Genomic DNA, 16253 nt, shown 5'->3' on the forward strand with positions numbered 1-16253 from the left:
CATTAATATCGTACAACTGCTTTGTTTCCTTGTCAACAAAATAATAACAATAAAAAAACAGCCTGTTCTCAAATAGAGTCCGGCTGCCTTTAGTTTAACTTTCATTATTGAGATTTATTCCGACTTCAGATCTGTACCCAGCTTCTTTATTTCTGCATCCAGATGCCGATTATACTTGTCCACGAAGTTAAGCATACTGTCAAATTGTTCGTCGGTTACCTGTTCGAATACAACTTTATCTCGCTCTTGAAACTCGTTGTGAAGATCCTCATGGATTTGATAAATGACTTTCCCTTGCTCTGTAAGCCTAAAATAGATCTCTTTTTTGTTATCCGATTTCTGATAGCTTTCGATCAGGCCTTTTTCTATGAGCTTCTTCGTTAATTTACTTATCGCACCTCGAGTCATATAAAAGGACTCTGCAAGCTTTGTTACATTGGAATCTGCATTTTTTTCAATGTATTCGATGCAATGTACTTCAGAAGGTTTATACCCCTTAAGACTTTCTTCCATCTTATCTTTATTAAGCCAAACCAGCTTGTTATATAAGTCCCTGAAACCCACTAAGACCTGTTCCTCTTTATTCATGGCCTATCCTCCCACCCATTGGTGCATTACAATATTATATTCAATTTTGGTTTCCAGTTCAAAAATATTGAAAACAATTATTTAGGAAGGGATCTATACGTGATAAAAGAGAGACAAAAGCTTCTAAATTACAGTGTAAATCAAGGTTAATTTCTGAATAAACTTTTTTCTTAACGACATACTACTTCAGAAGAGGTGGTAAAATTTGCAGCGAATCCATGAACAGGATCTTCACGATATTGAAAAGCAACTCTATGACCGTTTCGAAAAGAGCACGGATTTCAGCAATAAAGACGTGCTTATCGCCAATCAGAAATTCAGAGCATACTTCGTGAAAACGCTAGTCGATCTTCCGACAACGTTGTCCACAATAAATCAAGCGGCAAGTGGTAATGAGAACGAATCTTTTCTGAAAATGTTCAGTCCTTTTGAAGAAGAAGCATCCATGTCATTGGACGAACTATGCAACAATCTCCTGCATGGGAAACTTGTGTTGTTCAGCACAAAAGGATTAGCAGCAGTCATTGAACCGGAACCTCCTGGAATTTCACGGTCCGTAAGCTCGCCAGAGAGCGAAAATCCCCTTCAATCTGCATTCGATGCTTTTACAGAAGATATTGATAAAAATATAGGTTTGTTGCGAAAAAAAATGATATCCGACCAGTTGGTGATCGAAAGCAGAGAGACAGGGGTTCAGTCTACCAAGAAAATTGCCATGGTGTACATTGAGGGAGTTGCCCAACCGAAAGTCATTGCGGCAATTCGGGATAAGCTGGAACAAAATAAAGATAAGGAACTGAATACGGTAAGGGACCTGCTTAGTATACTGGGGCATCCCAGATTCTCAATAACGCCAACGTATATCTCTTCGGAGCTACCGGGTGAGATGGTACAGAATATGATGAACGGAAAAGTGGTTATTTTGATTGACCAATATTCGTTTGCTTTTGCTTTCCCAGCGATCATAACGGATTTGTGGTCAACTACGTTGGACGTCAACTACCCGTATCTATTTCAGGTGTTTTTACGAACCATCCGGGCGATTGGTGCACTTTTGGCTATCACACTTCCAGGTCTGTATATTGTGCTTAATTCGGTAAACCCGGAACTGTTGCGAATCCAGTTAGCCATCACGGTAGCCAAGAGCAGGGAAGGGGTCCCTTATCCTTCGTTGATCGAAATGCTGCTGGTAATGTTGCTTCTGGAGATGATTATCGAAGCCACGATTCGACTACCAAAGAACATCGGACCCACCATAACCATGATTGGCGGTATTCTGTTGGGTCAAGCCATTGTCCAAGCTAAACTTGTCAGTAATCTATTAATTATTATTCTAGTTGCCTCTGCGATCGCTAATTTTGTGCTGGCGGGTTATATGAATACGACGGGTATACGAATGTATAAATATGTTGTCATGATCATCAGTTCCTTCTTTGGGATATGGGGTCTTGAGGCTGCGATGATTTGGATTATATTGTATTTTTCCTCGTTGAGTACTTGCTCCGTTCCCTACTTAAGTTTAAGTGTGAAAGGAAAGGCTCAGGATGAATAAAGCCCAGATTCTTACTATGTTTGTTCTGCTTCACCTCGCTTCGATCTTTGCCATCTTTCCTGAACGGATCATCTCTGCGACTTCAAAAGGACACTGGGAACCCATAACGATCCTCTTTTTGGCAGAGCTACTGGTTCTATGGATGTACTTAAAAGCGTTGTCGCAGTTTCCGGGGAAAACAGTGGTGGATATCTGTAATGAATCACTGGGCAAATGGCTAACGAGACTGATCGTTCTGCCGATGTTGATCTTCCTATATATCGAGCTGTTATTGCTTATGTACTTCCAGTCTGTCGAAATCAAAGCTGTATTACTACAGAGAACACCGCCAGTAGCAACATCAGCTCTCTTTATCGTTCTGTGTTTCTATGCTGTTTGGAAGGGACTCGAGGTCATGATTCGGGCGAGCATCGGATTGTGTATTCTCTTGATGCCATTCATTTTTTTCTCCATGATGATCAGCATCCAGAATTTCAGAATCAGCTACATTTTTCCGATTTGGGATAGTGGAATGTCGTTTTTCTCCAATTCGGATTTCTATGTATGTACGGTCATTTCAGCCGGGTTCCTATTCCTTGGCATGATTCCCTCCAAGCAACGGCTTAGTTTTGGTAAAGCAGCTGCTGCGGTTGGTATCATATTTGTGTTTGCTTTGGGATCTGTATATGTTCCGCTTCTCGTATTCGGTCAGGAAACGGTAATTCATTTGCAATATCCCATGCTTATGGCATCGGATACCATTGATCTAGAGTGGGTTGTATTTGACTGGCTTCCAAGCTTCTACGTGGTAGCCTCCAGTGCGCTGGGTGTTCTAAAGGTTTCCGTTTTACTCTGGATTCTGGTGTCCCTGCTGAATCAGTTATTTATGCCGAAAATCAATCGATTATGGGTTCTTTCCGTGGTGTGCTTCACCTTGTACGTGTTCAGTCTCATGATACCGGATGTCAACGCTTTGAATTCATACCTGTACCTGAATTCTTTCTTTTGCGTTTATAGCGTTATCGGTTTTCCAATCATTGTATTCCTCGCGGCGCAATGGCAGCGAAAGAGGGTGAGTACATGAACATGCGCATCATCAAGACTCTGATTGTAGGCTTATCTATGATGATGTTACTTCCGGGATGTTGGGATACCAAGGATATTAACAAACAATATCTGCCTGTTGTCATGGGAGTGGGAAAGGGAAACACGGAAAAATACAGGATCATTCTCCAAATACCCGATGCATCAGGCAAAACCCAAATTCTTGACAAAGAAGCGAAATCCATCAGTAAAGCCATTGATTTGATTCGCACGGATTCCGAAAAAAGCATCGAATTGGTACATTTGAGATTATTGCTAATCGACAGGAAAGTCGCAGAGCAGGGAATTGATAACATCATCAATTTTGCTGTGAGAGCGAATGATATCTCGATTAAAGGCTTGGTAGGGGTTATTGACGGTGATTTTGAGAAGACGATGTATCATCAAATTTCGCCAACACCTGAAATTTCTTCCTACGACTTTTTTAGCCAGGATGCCGGGTGGACGCCCAATCAATCCATCGTCCGAATATGGGAAGCTTATCAAAACCAAAATTCATATACGGAAGACATGGCCATCCCCATGCTCAAAAACGGCGATCGAACTTTGTTCACCTTTAAAGGCACGGCCGTGATGCGGGATGACCGCATGGTAGGAACGCTCAATCAGGAAGAGACACTTTTGTTTAATTTATTTAAAGGCAAATATTCAGGGGGAACCATTGAAGTGGCACAGAACACGAGTGTTCTTATTCAAGACACCAAAATCAAACACAAGACCTCCTGGTCGGAGAACGGGCCATCCATCCTGACGGATATTCTTCTCAATGTAGTGATTACGGAAAGCCCTGAAAGTAAGGGTAACGCGGTGATTGAGAAAGAAATGAAAGAACAGATCAGCCAACAGTTTAATGAAACGGTAAGGAAGGTTCAATCTTTTAAATCGGATGTATTGGGTGTAGGCATGATATTTCGACCCCAACTGTCGGAGGGGAAATTAAAGGAATGGAAAACCAAGTGGTTTCCGAAGCTGGAGCAAAAGATCAACGTTCGTGTCAACGTTCTGAACGAAATTTATTTTAAAGAAAATGCCAATGATAATGATAGTCAGGGGCAAATGTTAAAAAAATAGCTTAGCATTGTTAACTCCGCTATAAGCGAGGAAAATGCTATACCGTTATGAAGTCGCCCTGGTGGCGACTTTTTTTATAATATCAGAAAGGTTCAGCGTGAGTTTTTATTTATGAAAGATTCAGCTCCAATAACGTATTTACTTGTTCTTCCATGACATGAGGTGGATAGGGCATTTGGTTTATAAACCACCATTCCACAATTCCCACATACGCTGGCGCAAAGAATTGAAGCAAAATATCTTCACTTATCCCGCGATTTTTTCCCTCTTTCATGTCCCATCCGTTCTTTATATCCTTGATGACAAATTGGAGAAAACGGCTGCGAAAGAAGGGTGCTCCTTTACTTGTTAACATAGCTGAAAAGAATAAATAGTTGCTCTCAAAGTATTCAAACCAGCTCATTCCCCCATCTGTAGCATTCGTTTCAGATTCGGATTCACACAATACCTGTAGTTCGTTCACATGTTCCTCGATGAGCTTATCCAGTAAATCATACTTATCCAGATAGTGAAGATAGATGGTTCTGCGGCTAACATTCGCTGTGTCGGAAATATCCTGAATCGTAATCTGGTCAAAATGCTTTTGAGACATAAGTTCAATCAACGCTTTTTTAATGGCATCTTGAGATTTGAGTATTCTTCGATCCACTTTGGGCATTTCGAGTCACCTGACTTTCCTCTGTTTGTATCCAAATTTCCACGATCTGTGCACTAATGCACAAATCATCATCTTTTAGTCATTGTAGATAAGACGTACTTTCTATAATAATACACATAAGCGCAAAAATACATTCTTGTGCATTTATTTTTTATATGCACCATTCGAAAGTTTAGAGAATGAATCAGAAATAGTGAAGGAGTTTTGCTTGTGGTCAAATCAAATCATGTACTCATGTATATATTAATTATCGGTGTTTTCGGCATCCTAACTACAGAGATGGGCGTCATTGGGATATTACCTCAAATAGCTCATTATTTTCATGTCAGTGTTTCCAAGGCTGGCTTACTCGTGAGTCTCTTTGCACTCGCTGTTGCGATTGCGGGTCCTACGATGCCTTTATTATTTTCCGGTATAAACCGTAAAACGGTGATGTTACTCGTGCTCGGTATTTTTGTTGTATGTAATATTATTTCCATCTTTGCACCAACGTTCACCGTTGCCCTCGTGGCTCGTATCATTCCAGGCTTTTTCCATCCCATTTATTGTTCATTGGCTTTGACCGTAGCAGCGACCTCTGTAAGCAGTGAAGAAGCTCCCAAAGCGGTATCTAAAGTAATGCTTGGAGTCACCGCAGGAATGGTACTTGGCGTACCAATCACAAACTATATCGCGAATGGAACATCGGTAGAAATGGCAATGGTATTCTTTGCGATCGTAAACGCGTTGGCATTTCTGGGTACATGGATATTTATCCCCTCTATGCCTGTTAAGGAAAAACTTGCGTATGGAACACAATTGGGAATCTTAAAAAGAGGTATCACTTGGCTAGCCATCGCTGCAGTGATCCTTATGGCTTCGGCAACAGCAAGTGTGAATAGTTACATCGCAGAGTACTTGGGCTCTATCACTCATATTTCGGGAAAAACATTGAGTATCGTGTTATTTATATATGGTTTAGCCAGTCTAGTGGGAAACGTGGTGGGAGGCAGGCTGCTTTCTAAAAACACACGTAAAACCGTTATACTTTTTCCCGTAGTATTGGGCATCGTATATCTTTTATCCTTTTGGACGGGCACATCCACTGGACCTATGATTTTAACCGTGATTTTATGGGGAGTATGTTATGCAATAAGCAATCTAATTGGTCAGTATTGGATTACCTCTGCCGCGCCAGAAGCGCCCGATTTCTCGAATGGTTTGTTCCTTTCATGCGGTAATTTGGGAATAACCTTGGGAACTGCTGTAGGCGGGCTGTTCATCTCGGGGATTGGCACACAGTACATCGTGCTTGGAGGTGTATTGTTCCTGGTACTAAGTCTGTTATCCATTTTGCTGAGAATTCGATTATTTGACCCCGTAAAAAACAACATGTAAGCTAAGCAACCTTAAGCAACCTTAAGTGACATACACAAAAGGGAAATGTTCATTATTCATCATCTTGCTTACCAAATAATGAACATTTCCCATCGTGTTGTTTACTAATGCACGTTTTATAGCCATTTGGGAATTGCGAGATTTTTTCTCATGCTTAATACTATACTCAAGAATAGTTATTCTTCCGTGTGTATCTTATGCAGGCATCAGAGCTATCTGCAAAGGTAGCAAAAACCATCCGAAAGCGAGGAATACGCAAATGGATTATGTGAAGCTTGGCAATACAGGTCTGGATGTGTCCCGTCTGTGCTTGGGCTGTATGGGATTTGGTACAGCCGTTCCTGGAGGCCATCAATGGGTCATTAATGAAGAGAACAGTCGTCCCGTTATTAAAAAGGCGTTGGATTTAGGCATCAATTTCTTTGATACAGCAAATGTATATTCAGCTGGAACCAGCGAGGAAGTGATTGGGCGCACCCTACGTGACTATGCCAATCGAGATGAAATTGTACTTGCAACGAAAATTAATGGTCGTATGCACCAAGGCCCAAATGGTGCCGGACTTTCCCGTAAGGCCATTATGAGTGAGATAGATAAAAGCCTGAAGCGGCTGGAAACAGATTATGTGGATTTGTATCAGATCCATCGCTGGGATTACACTACACCCATTGAAGAGACGATGGAAGCCTTACATGATGTGGTCAAAGCAGGAAAGGTAAGATACATAGGCGCTTCTGCGATGTACGCGTGGCAGTTTTTGAAAGCGTTACATGTAGCTGAGCAAAATGGGTGGACCCGCTTTGTATCCATGCAGGATCACTACAATCTTATCTATCGTGAGGAAGAAAGAGAGATGCTTCCGCTCTGTAAAGCTGAGAAAATCGGTGTGATTCCGTATAGTCCGCTTGCAGGAGGCCGATTGACAAGAGACCCTCAGGAAAAAACACATCGTTCCGAAACCGATCAGATTGCAAAGCAAAAATATGATGCAACTGCAGATACCGACCGATTGATCATTGATCAGGTTGCCGCGATCGCTGAGAAGCATGGGGTTCCTCGTGTACAAATCGCACTTGCCTGGTTACTGCAAAAGGAACCGGTCACAGCTCCCATCATTGGTGCTACCAAAATATCGCATCTGAAGGATGGTGTAGCCGCTCTTTCGATTAAGCTAACACCTGAAGAAATAGCATCGTTAGAAGAACCCTATGTGCCTCACCGAATTGTTGGTCATCAATAATCAAGATGATTGGATAAGGAAGATGGAACAAAACGTGAAGTCACAGCTTCATCACATATACAAACAGAAGTCGCCTCATTGGCGGCTTCTTTATTTTTTATCTGGCAATGCAGCATCGAATATATTCAATGGAATTAAGCATTCTGAGATGGAGGAAGTCTTCGTAAAATAACATATCGCAGTGCTTACGATTATAAGGCTTGGTTAAGGGAATAATTGTTAATTGGAGAAAATCATTCACAATATACAGCTGTAAAGGAGCGGGATCATGTCCTTCTTTAGAACACTTTCCGTACGGGCAAAGGAAGACGAGTTGATGGACGATTTCTCCATGGGGGGAGAAGAATTGAGCGAAGCGCTCAAACATCTGAGAAGGCTGAACAAAATATTTGCTGCTCCCGCTCCAACCCGTGCAGGGGTGGAGAAGTTATGGAAAGCGATTGGCAGTCCAACTACGCTGACCCTTCTTGATGTGGGAGCGGGTTCAGGTGATGTGAACCAGAAACTATTGCGCTGGGCGGACCAGAAGGGAGTTAAGCTGGAGATTACTCTGGTCGACCTGACAGAGGAGGCATGTGAGCAAGCGAGGAACCTTTTCCGGAATGAACCGAGAATCAAGGTTCGGCGTGCCGATGTCAAGGAATTGCCGGGTGCCTCAGCAGACATCGTAACCGGCTCGCAATTTGTCCATCATTTTGAAGGAAAGCAACTCGTGGAGATGGTCTCGCATATGCTGCGTGCCTCCAAATATGGTGTTGTGATTAACGATATCCATCGGCATCCCATATCTTATGCGGCTGTCTGGGTAACCACTCGAATAATCTCACGCAATCGATACATTCGTCATGATGGACCGCTGTCTGTTGCAAAAGGCTTCACGGGAAGGGATTGGCGGGAATTGAAACAGCAGTTGAACCATGACACGCTGACCTATGAATGGAAGCCGTTGTTCCGCTATTCTGTCGTGATACCCCATCATGGGACGTTATCATAGCATCATTACATCAATAGGCAGTTATTATAAATGGACAATGAAAGGCGGGTGTTCTTACGTGTCTACACCATTGGATGCCATAGTCATCGGAGCGGGAATTGCCGGCAGTACCTGCGCGTTGCAGCTTGCCAGGCAAGGGCATCGGACACTGCTGCTGGATCGGCAGGAATTTCCACGTCACAAAACATGCGGTGAATTTATGTCACCTGAGACAACGGAGATGCTGGATTATTTGGGGATCAACCTTAGTGAACAAGAGATAAAGCCGAGTACGCTGGATCATGCCAAGATCATTATGCCTCAGGGCGGGGAGATCGTGGCGCCTTTGCCGGGATTGGCCTATGGGATTAGCAGATATGAGCTGGATCGGATTTTACACGAGCAGGCTACAGCCGCAGGCGTTGAGATCGTTACGAAGGCAACGATAACCAACATTCAGCAGTTAGATGATTGTAGCTATGAAATCGAAGCCAAACAAGGAAATGACCGAATTCAGTATCGAGCAAAAACCGTTATTGGAGCCCATGGCTCGAAGAAGCCGCGCGGGATGACCTCGCCAGCCGAGCTGCGGGATAAAACAGCATATGTTGGTGTCAAATCACACTATCGGGGGATCACCATTCCGCCACGGGTAGAGCTGTATTTTTGCAAGGGAGGATATGTCGGCATTTCTCCGATTGAGGATGGTATCGCAAATGTAGCTGCATTGCTGACACTTGATACGGTGCGGGGAAGCGGCAAGTCTGTAGAGGATATTTTGCAGGCAGCATCCCTAACCAACGAAAGATTGGCCGCGAGGCTTGCTGAGGGAAGCCCAGTTCCAGGAACACAGGTCTCGATCGCACCACTCCATCTCTCCAATGTTCCTGAACCGTGGTCCCAATATCCTCATATTGGGGATGCGATGCTGATGATCCCTCCCCTGTGTGGTGACGGGATGTCCATTGCACTTCGTTCCTCACTGCTGTGTGCTGAATGGACTGACAGGTATCTTCAAAGAAAGATCAACTTTACGCAGTGGCAGCAAGAGTATTCGAAAGAAGCCAATCTTGAATTCTCCCGACTGCTCCGGCGTGCACGAAGAATTCAGAAGCTGGCTTTTGCCAAAACGAATAAATTCTATCCTGGTTTGGCCCGGATGGTACCTGGTCTGGCGACTTATCTGGTTAAGGCAACACGGTTATCAGAAATCAATCTTGTCCATCGATCATAGATGGCAGCAAAGTGACATCCATAAAGTAAAATCCGTAGGAGTAGGGGGCGGCTTATGTCAGCCTCTTTTTTGTTGTTTCTCTGCCAATTTTGACGAGACCGTTTAGAAATCTGCCAAATACTCGTATAATAGAATCTAATTGTAGCTATAGAGACAAGAGTCTGATTTGAATTCGGGAGGCATTATTTTAAGATGAACTATTCATTTTCCAACCGGATTGCTGCATTGCAGCCATCCATCATTCGTGAGATCCTGAAGGCTTCTTCGGGCCAAAATGTAATTCCGTTCTCTGCGGGGAATCCCGCTCCGGAGACGTTCCCTATTGAGGCGATTCGCACATTTACTCAATCGATTCTGGAACAGGACCCGGTAACAGCACTGCAATACGGAATTACCGAAGGCTATGCCCCGCTGAGGGATACATTGACTACACATCTGAAGACAGGCTTTGACACGGGTAAAGCATCGGATGAACTGTTCATTGTATCTGGAGCACAGCAAGGAATTGAACTTGCTTGTAAAGTATTCTGTAATGAAGGCGATACGATTATCTGTGAGAGCCCGAGCTTTATCGGCTCACTGAACTCTTTCCGGGCTTCAGGTGCAAACCTGGTCGGCGTTCCGATGGAGACGGACGGTATGGATATCGGGAAGCTGGAGCATGCCCTGCAAACTGAGCAGAATGTAAAGATGATCTATGTGATTCCGAGCTTCCAAAACCCTACAGGTTTTACCACCAGCCTGGAGAAGCGCAAGGCAATTTATGATCTTGCAAAGAAGTATGGAGTTATGATTCTGGAAGATAACCCATACGGAGAACTTCGGTTTCGTGGAGAAGATGTAGCGACAATTAAATCGATGGATGATGAAGGTCTGGTTATTTACGTAGGTTCCTTCTCCAAGATTCTGTCCGCTGGCTTGCGTGTTGGTTATGTTCTGGCACCTTCCGAGGTTGTTCAGAAGATGGTTGTTGCCAAACAGGGAGAGGATGTACATACAGCCATGCTGCCGCAGATTCTGGCACACAAGTTCATGACTGAGTATAACTATGCAGAGCATATCAGCAGTATCCGTGCGATTTATCGCAGGAAGTCTGCCTTGATGATTGACAAGCTGCAGGAGCATATGGGTGAGTCCATTACCTTTACCCAACCGGATGGAGGACTGTTCCTCTGGTGTGATCTGCCAGCTCATATCCCGATGCTTGATTATGCCAAAACAGCCGCTGCGGAAGGCGTAGCTGTTGTTCCAGGAACAGCTTTTCTCGTCGATGAGAACGAACCCTGCAATGCGATCAGACTTAATTTCTCAACACCTTCCGATGAGCAAATTGTGAAGGGCATCGAAATTCTGGGACAGGTTCTGCACAAATTCTAATTGGAGGCATATTTCATGAATCAACGTTTTCGGATCACTCGATCCATGCAAGAAAATAACGAGGAGCAATCCATCTCCTTGGAAGAATGCAAACAGTATTTTGCATCCAAACCGGACTTCACGTACTCACCTGTTCTTACCGTCCAGGGACCGGAGAGCGTCATGTCCATCGATGGGGATTTCTTCATGTGGACGTATGAGAACCTGCAGATTCCATTTCGTCTGTATATGGGAGATCTGTATGTTGCCATTGTCAATGAAGCTGTCGTTCCGCAAATGATTGAAGTTGCAACGGATTTGCGATCCGATGTGGTTGAAGGGTAAGCAGAGGCTTGGAATGAAGTCATCCGTCCAATTGTAACCATAAAAGTGTCGGGAGAGTCGCCAATCTGGCGACTTTTTTGCTCTGAATCTATTCGTCAGTTTGCTTATTGAAATATTCAATCGATGGGGAATTGACGCTTAGGACCTGTTCGTGATAATTTATATAAATCACAAAATCCAATAAATCCAATGAGGGAAAGGGGTTTTACGCAATGTCGTCGATCGTACTTGCTGCCGCCGAAGATATTCGAAGCGAGGATTCGGAACTTTTAATCAAGGAGCTAAGCGAAGAACTGGGATTGTTATATGGCGGCGATGGGACAGCGGGATTTCAGCCATCCGATGTGGAGACACCGCGAGCAGCCTTTATTGTCGCGCGTTTGGATGGATATCCGGTAGGCTGCGGAGCCATCAGGCCCCTTGATGATACATCTGTGGAGGTCAAGCGTATGTATACACGTTCGGATTTCCGTCGTAAAGGTGTGGCCCAGGCCATTCTGGCCGAAGCAGAACGTCTTGCGCTCGAATTCGGCTACACCAATCTGAAGCTGCAGACTGGCCCCAAACAGCCTGAGGCGGCGGCCCTTTATGAAAGAGTTGGGTACTATCGGATACCGATTTTTCACGGGGATTGGGATCGAGTACTTGCTTATCAGAAAGATCTGGTACTCAGTGCAACCCAAAGAAACGAGCATTCCTCATTGAACGCATAGATAATATCCTTGTATAACAAACGAACCGAAATCTCTTGTCAGCATCCAGAGATTTCGGTTCGTTTTTTTTGGTGTGTGGAAAGCCAATGGAGTCAAGAATATCGAAATTCCTTTACTCTTTTATAACAGAGGCATTGACAGCGCCTTCCATCTGATTATTGTAGGTACGGAATAAGCCTAGGCGCCAGAAGGCTGCCCCTTTTAGATCATACCGCTTGGCAAGACCCAGTTTATCATCTATGGAAGATGAGGTTTCACTATTTAAGCTGATACCGAGCAAAAGCTTTTGTTTGGAAACGCCAGCATCTAACGCAAGCTGGATGGCCTGATCCACAAGACTGTTCGGCTCAGGAACCTGCGATTTGGTGCCGACCGGATTATATTGGTAAGCCATAATGATGATGTCGTCTGCCAACGAAGCGAGCGTTTTGTAATCATAGCCTTTATATGCACTATTTAATGGAGGTACAGCCAAAGATAAAGCGATGTCTTTAGGCAAGGAATCCTTCAATTGTTTGACATAATTGTTCAGCAGCTTCTGCTGCTCTACTGCGTCTAGCTTAAAACCTAGTCCTTCAAAATCAAGAACAACCCCTCCAAAACCATTCTCAGCTATGGCAGCAGTTATGCCCTCAATGGACTTCTGGCGCATGCTGCTGTCACTCAACACCTTGGTCAGTTCCCCGTTTCCATCCAAAGAATAAACCATAAGATACGGTTTAATACTCTGTTTCGCTGCATCAGCAACGATGGATTTAGGTGTAACGTCACCTGCAGCAGCAGGAATTTGATACTCATCACCCTGAAGCGTAAATTGACCTTCACGATCGATGCGACTCCAGCCAAAAGCGACGGAGTTCATGGATGGTACCAAATCGATTTCCTTATAGGATTGCAGCGCATAGAAGGCTCTCAAATGCATTTCACGTTGAGGTGAAACAAGAGAGACGGTACGAGTTGACTGGTTCCAGCCTACATTAACACCGAACTGACTACTGAACGAACTGAGTGGAATAAGCACACGACCTTCCCGCTGAACGGGTGGCGCTGCGAGCTTAACTTTTTCTCCATTGACGGTTGCTGTGGTGCTTCCCACTTGAAGCAGGACTTCTGTCGCTTGACCTTTTACCTTTCCAATCGCTTTTACGGTTTGCGCCTTACTGTTCCATGTAATGCTAATTCCCAGGGCCTCGCCAACCGTCCGGAAAGGGACATAGGTAACACCTTTATCAATCAGAGGGGCTGCATCGAATTTCAGAGGAACATCATCTAGCAAGACCGAAATGGCCGGTGCAGCATAGGCATCATTAAGGTTTGCAGTGGTTCCGAGTAAGGATATGGCAAGAATAGTGGCAGCAGCAGTCTTTCCTATTCGTGTATGTAACATGTTTTTTGCATTCCTCCAACTCATCAAATATAGTAGAATTGCATCTCATCTGAATCGTAATCTAGCATAAAATAGTATAGCAAAATTTTCATAGAGTTCCAATTACAAGATATGATGGGTTAAAGTAAATACGCAAAGAAACGGAAATTCGTACAATTTCGGTTTCTTTGCGCATAATCGCATTTCCATTTTTTTATTCTTAAAGGGAATGAAATCAGAGGAAGTTGAATGCTCATTTTACAGCTGTGGTATTACCCATTTTATTCGTATCGGCAGCCAGATTCGCTGCTTCTTCCTCCGCTTTGAGGATCGAGAAATAACCAAGTATATCCCCGATCACGTTTAACGTTAGTCCGATTTTAGCTAATTCCAAGGAAGTTAGCTCCTCGTTCATCAGGTTATTTCTTTTGCCTTTGGCCACGACGTCACCCCGAGAATCAATTTTATTTCAACATATGTTAATCATGCTCTGTATACTTATGTATACGCCTAATTGTTGGATTAAATGGGCGGAGCAATAATTGTCCCTTCGGACAGAAACTTCTGATTTTCTATTTGGTTCGAAGGATTTATATTGGCAGGGTAGTAAATCATAGGCTGGAATATTAACGAATGATATTATGAAGAGTAATAATTAAACCAGCGATATTAATTTTAGTCAGGAGGAGGAGAATGCTATTGGACTTCCGTGAACAATTAGAGCGTTACGCAGCACTCGTGGTCAACGTGGGTGTTCATGTTCAGAGGGGACAAACGCTTGTTATAACCGCGCCAATATCGGCTGCTCCGTTTGTTCGACTTGTTGTGAAACATGCTTATGAGGCCGGCGCTCATGATGTCTATATCGAGTGGAACGACGATGAGATTACGCGTTTAAAATATGAACTTGCTCCTGATTCGGTGTTCCACGAATATCCGGTGTTCCGTGCAGCCGGTTGGGAGACTTTTGCCGAAAATAATGCTGCTTTCTTGACGATCACTGCACCCAATTCCGATCTTCTGCATGGAATAGATCCACAGCGGATCATGAATTTGAATGCATCCAAAGGTAAGGCATTAGCCAAATTTCGCAGCTACGGCATGTCCAACAAGGTCAGTTGGTCTATAGTTACGGTTCCATCAATGGCTTGGGCTTCCAAGGTGTTTCCTCATGTTGTCGAGGAGCATTTGATTGATACGATGTGGGAAGCTATCTTTAACGTTACGCGGATTAATTCGGCTGATCCCGTTGAGGCATGGAAGACACATCTTGAGCTGCTTAGAAACAAGACGGAACAGCTTAATCGTAAAAAGTATCGAGCACTGCGATACCGTGGACCTGGTACGGATCTGCGGATAGAATTGTCGCCTAAACATATCTGGGTAAGTGATGCGGATAACATCAACGAAAAGGGTGTTTCATTTTTGGCAAACATTCCGTCAGAAGAAGTATGGACTGTTCCGTTAAAGCAAGGGGTGAACGGCACGGTTCGCAGTACTAAGCCCCTAAGTTATGAAGGATATCTAATTGATGATTTCTCCTTGACGTTTGAAAACGGGAAAATTATTAATATTCAAGCAACGCAAGGGCTTGAGGTGCTAAAAAGATTAATTAGCATCGACGAAGGTGCGGCCTATCTGGGCGAGATTGCGTTGGTGCCGCATCATTCCCCGATTTCAGAATCAGGGCTTGTTTTTTACAACTCTCTCTTTGACGAAAATGCATCCAACCATCTCGCGATCGGTAATGCTTATCCATTCTGTCTTGAGGGAGGGAACGAAATGACTGAAGTGGAAAAGGCGGCAAACGGTGTCAACTCAAGCCTCATTCATGTCGATTTTATGATTGGATCGGCTAATATGGACATTGACGGAGAACTTGCAAATGGTGGCTTGGAACCTGTGTTTCGTAACGGTAACTGGGCGTAGAATTAATAATCATAGATCAATAATTGGTAATAAAACGGAGGAGGATTCAAATGTCACCCAGAAACATTCTGAAGGACCAACAAATGAGAAAGGAACGCATTGAGCATATCTTAAATTCAGCCTTACAAACCATGGCGAAACGTGGGATTGATTCAACCAATATTAAAGATATTGCCAAGGAAGCAAAACTTAGCGTAGGCAATATCTATACCTACTTTACTTCGAAGGACGAAATTTTCAGTGAGGTTCTGCGTCGAGGACAAACGATGTATGGGAGGACTATTGCACAAATAGCAGACATGGATATAGATCCTCGTGAAAAACTATTCGAGATTAGCAAAGGGTGGTTATCAAACGAGAGTAACTGGGCCTTCACCATCATGCTCCAAAGTATACGAACAAATCATGCCGTCAGCACTGAAATAAAACAAGCTGCAACCCAAAGATTTACGGACAATCTGGAACCTTTGGCAGAGATTTTTCGCCAAGGACAGGAGGCGGGCGGCATCATACAAGGAGATACTCGACAACTTGCGTTTTATTTTGTAAGTCTGATTCAAGGTCTGACCTTGCAGCTCGCTCCCGGTTATGAAATACAAGTAGATATTGACCCCCAAAAAATTGTTCGACTTTTTATGGAACCAGAAACAGTGGTATCAACCGCTGGTCTATTTGAAGGAAATAACGATTTAAGTTACATAAATAAAAAAATGTTTGACAGGTAAGAAATGGTATTGGTAATATATCGTATAACAAAACGAACCGTAA

Annotated in this window: 16 protein-coding genes; 12 read left to right on the forward strand and 4 right to left on the reverse strand. The window is 43.7% G+C overall.

All coding sequences use genetic code 11. The annotated features are described in order from the left end of the window. Nucleotides 1–114: 114 nt before the first annotated feature. On the reverse strand, nt 115–588 hold the full coding sequence (locus BUA17_RS04900; protein WP_063565106.1) for a MarR family winged helix-turn-helix transcriptional regulator: 474 nt from the start codon (nt 586–588) through the stop codon (nt 115–117). A gap of 205 nt (nt 589–793) precedes the next feature. Here BUA17_RS04900 and BUA17_RS04905 point away from each other — a divergent pair, with 205 nt between their 5' ends. Genes BUA17_RS04905 through BUA17_RS04915 form a run of 3 tightly spaced genes read left to right on the forward strand, consistent with a single transcriptional unit; the run spans nt 794 to nt 4294 of the window. Beyond that, entirely contained in the window at nt 794–2140 is a 1347-nt protein-coding gene (locus BUA17_RS04905) for a spore germination protein (protein WP_063565105.1), read from the forward strand. Continuing rightward, nucleotides 2133–3203, forward strand: coding sequence for a GerAB/ArcD/ProY family transporter (locus tag BUA17_RS04910; RefSeq protein WP_063565104.1), 1071 nt, complete (start codon nt 2133–2135; stop codon nt 3201–3203). The genes BUA17_RS04905 and BUA17_RS04910 overlap by 8 nt, the downstream gene beginning before the upstream one ends. Next, the gene (locus tag BUA17_RS04915) at nt 3200–4294 is read left to right on the forward strand and encodes a Ger(x)C family spore germination protein (RefSeq protein ID WP_063565103.1); all 1095 of its coding nucleotides are present in this window, start codon (nt 3200–3202) and stop codon (nt 4292–4294) included. The genes BUA17_RS04910 and BUA17_RS04915 overlap by 4 nt, the downstream gene beginning before the upstream one ends. 109 nt (nt 4295–4403) lie before the next feature. On the opposite strand, the gene BUA17_RS04920 is transcribed toward BUA17_RS04915, so the two are convergent. Beyond that, a complete protein-coding gene (locus tag BUA17_RS04920) occupies nt 4404–4952 on the reverse strand; it encodes a TetR/AcrR family transcriptional regulator (protein ID WP_063565102.1) in 549 nt (182 codons plus the stop codon). 210 nt (nt 4953–5162) lie between these two features. Here BUA17_RS04920 and BUA17_RS04925 point away from each other — a divergent pair, with 210 nt between their 5' ends. From BUA17_RS04925 to BUA17_RS04955, 7 genes are all read left to right on the forward strand, one after another. Further along, the gene (locus tag BUA17_RS04925; protein WP_072732785.1) at nt 5163–6329 is read left to right on the forward strand and encodes an MFS transporter; all 1167 of its coding nucleotides are present in this window, start codon (nt 5163–5165) and stop codon (nt 6327–6329) included. Nucleotides 6330–6588: 259 nt separating this feature from the next. Next, nucleotides 6589–7569, forward strand: a complete 981-nt coding sequence (locus tag BUA17_RS04930; RefSeq protein ID WP_063565100.1) for an aldo/keto reductase — start codon at nt 6589–6591, stop codon at nt 7567–7569. A 268-nt stretch (nt 7570–7837) separates the two neighbouring features. Beyond that, nucleotides 7838–8563: an SAM-dependent methyltransferase gene (locus BUA17_RS04935; RefSeq protein WP_072732786.1), complete on the forward strand. Its 726-nt coding sequence runs from the start codon at nt 7838–7840 to the stop codon at nt 8561–8563. A gap of 58 nt (nt 8564–8621) precedes the next feature. Beyond that, nucleotides 8622–9776: an NAD(P)/FAD-dependent oxidoreductase gene (locus tag BUA17_RS04940; RefSeq protein WP_072732787.1), complete on the forward strand. Its 1155-nt coding sequence runs from the start codon at nt 8622–8624 to the stop codon at nt 9774–9776. Nucleotides 9777–9968: 192 nt separating this feature from the next. Next, nucleotides 9969–11153 carry an aminotransferase-like domain-containing protein gene (locus tag BUA17_RS04945; protein WP_063565097.1) on the forward strand — a complete coding sequence of 395 codons (1185 nt, stop codon included), beginning with the start codon at nt 9969–9971 and terminating at the stop codon, nt 11151–11153. 15 nt (nt 11154–11168) lie between these two features. Further along, the gene (locus BUA17_RS04950) at nt 11169–11477 is read left to right on the forward strand and encodes a hypothetical protein (RefSeq protein ID WP_063565096.1); all 309 of its coding nucleotides are present in this window, start codon (nt 11169–11171) and stop codon (nt 11475–11477) included. A 212-nt stretch (nt 11478–11689) separates the two neighbouring features. Beyond that, a complete protein-coding gene (locus BUA17_RS04955; protein WP_072732788.1) occupies nt 11690–12190 on the forward strand; it encodes a GNAT family N-acetyltransferase in 501 nt (166 codons plus the stop codon). Between the two features lie 112 nt (nt 12191–12302). Here BUA17_RS04955 and BUA17_RS04960 read toward each other — a convergent pair whose 3' ends face one another. Both BUA17_RS04960 and BUA17_RS31095 read right to left on the reverse strand, forming a co-directional pair. After that, nucleotides 12303–13577 carry a stalk domain-containing protein gene (locus BUA17_RS04960; protein WP_072732789.1) on the reverse strand — a complete coding sequence of 425 codons (1275 nt, stop codon included), beginning with the start codon at nt 13575–13577 and terminating at the stop codon, nt 12303–12305. 232 nt (nt 13578–13809) lie between these two features. Then, on the reverse strand, nt 13810–13950 hold the full coding sequence (locus BUA17_RS31095) for a hypothetical protein (protein WP_157258453.1): 141 nt from the start codon (nt 13948–13950) through the stop codon (nt 13810–13812). Nucleotides 13951–14249: 299 nt separating this feature from the next. Between BUA17_RS31095 and BUA17_RS04970 the strand changes: the two genes are divergently transcribed. Continuing rightward, on the forward strand, nt 14250–15485 hold the full coding sequence (locus BUA17_RS04970) for an aminopeptidase (protein WP_072732790.1): 1236 nt from the start codon (nt 14250–14252) through the stop codon (nt 15483–15485). Nucleotides 15486–15535: 50 nt separating this feature from the next. Next, a complete protein-coding gene (locus BUA17_RS04975) occupies nt 15536–16210 on the forward strand; it encodes a TetR/AcrR family transcriptional regulator (protein ID WP_063565092.1) in 675 nt (224 codons plus the stop codon). Nucleotides 16211–16253: the final 43 nt, after the last annotated feature.

It is taken from the genome of Paenibacillus sp. ov031 (assembly GCF_900143165.1).
Taxonomy (GTDB): Bacteria; Bacillota; Bacilli; order Paenibacillales; family Paenibacillaceae; genus Paenibacillus; species Paenibacillus marchantiae.

Coding starts and splice junctions, on each gene's coding strand:
- BUA17_RS04900 (WP_063565106.1), bottom strand. CDS start 588: ATGAATAAAGAGGAACAGGTCTTAGTGGGTTTCAGGGACTTATATAAC.
- BUA17_RS04960 (WP_072732789.1), bottom strand. CDS start 13,577: ATGTTACATACACGAATAGGAAAGACTGCTGCTGCCACTATTCTTGCC.
- BUA17_RS04955 (WP_072732788.1), top strand. CDS start 11,690: ATGTCGTCGATCGTACTTGCTGCCGCCGAAGATATTCGAAGCGAGGAT.
- BUA17_RS04945 (WP_063565097.1), top strand. CDS start 9,969: ATGAACTATTCATTTTCCAACCGGATTGCTGCATTGCAGCCATCCATC.
- BUA17_RS04975 (WP_063565092.1), top strand. CDS start 15,536: ATGTCACCCAGAAACATTCTGAAGGACCAACAAATGAGAAAGGAACGC.
- BUA17_RS04915 (WP_063565103.1), top strand. CDS start 3,200: ATGAACATGCGCATCATCAAGACTCTGATTGTAGGCTTATCTATGATG.
- BUA17_RS04930 (WP_063565100.1), top strand. CDS start 6,589: ATGGATTATGTGAAGCTTGGCAATACAGGTCTGGATGTGTCCCGTCTG.
- BUA17_RS04970 (WP_072732790.1), top strand. CDS start 14,250: ATGCTATTGGACTTCCGTGAACAATTAGAGCGTTACGCAGCACTCGTG.
- BUA17_RS04950 (WP_063565096.1), top strand. CDS start 11,169: ATGAATCAACGTTTTCGGATCACTCGATCCATGCAAGAAAATAACGAG.
- BUA17_RS04935 (WP_072732786.1), top strand. CDS start 7,838: ATGTCCTTCTTTAGAACACTTTCCGTACGGGCAAAGGAAGACGAGTTG.
- BUA17_RS04910 (WP_063565104.1), top strand. CDS start 2,133: ATGAATAAAGCCCAGATTCTTACTATGTTTGTTCTGCTTCACCTCGCT.
- BUA17_RS04920 (WP_063565102.1), bottom strand. CDS start 4,952: ATGCCCAAAGTGGATCGAAGAATACTCAAATCTCAAGATGCCATTAAA.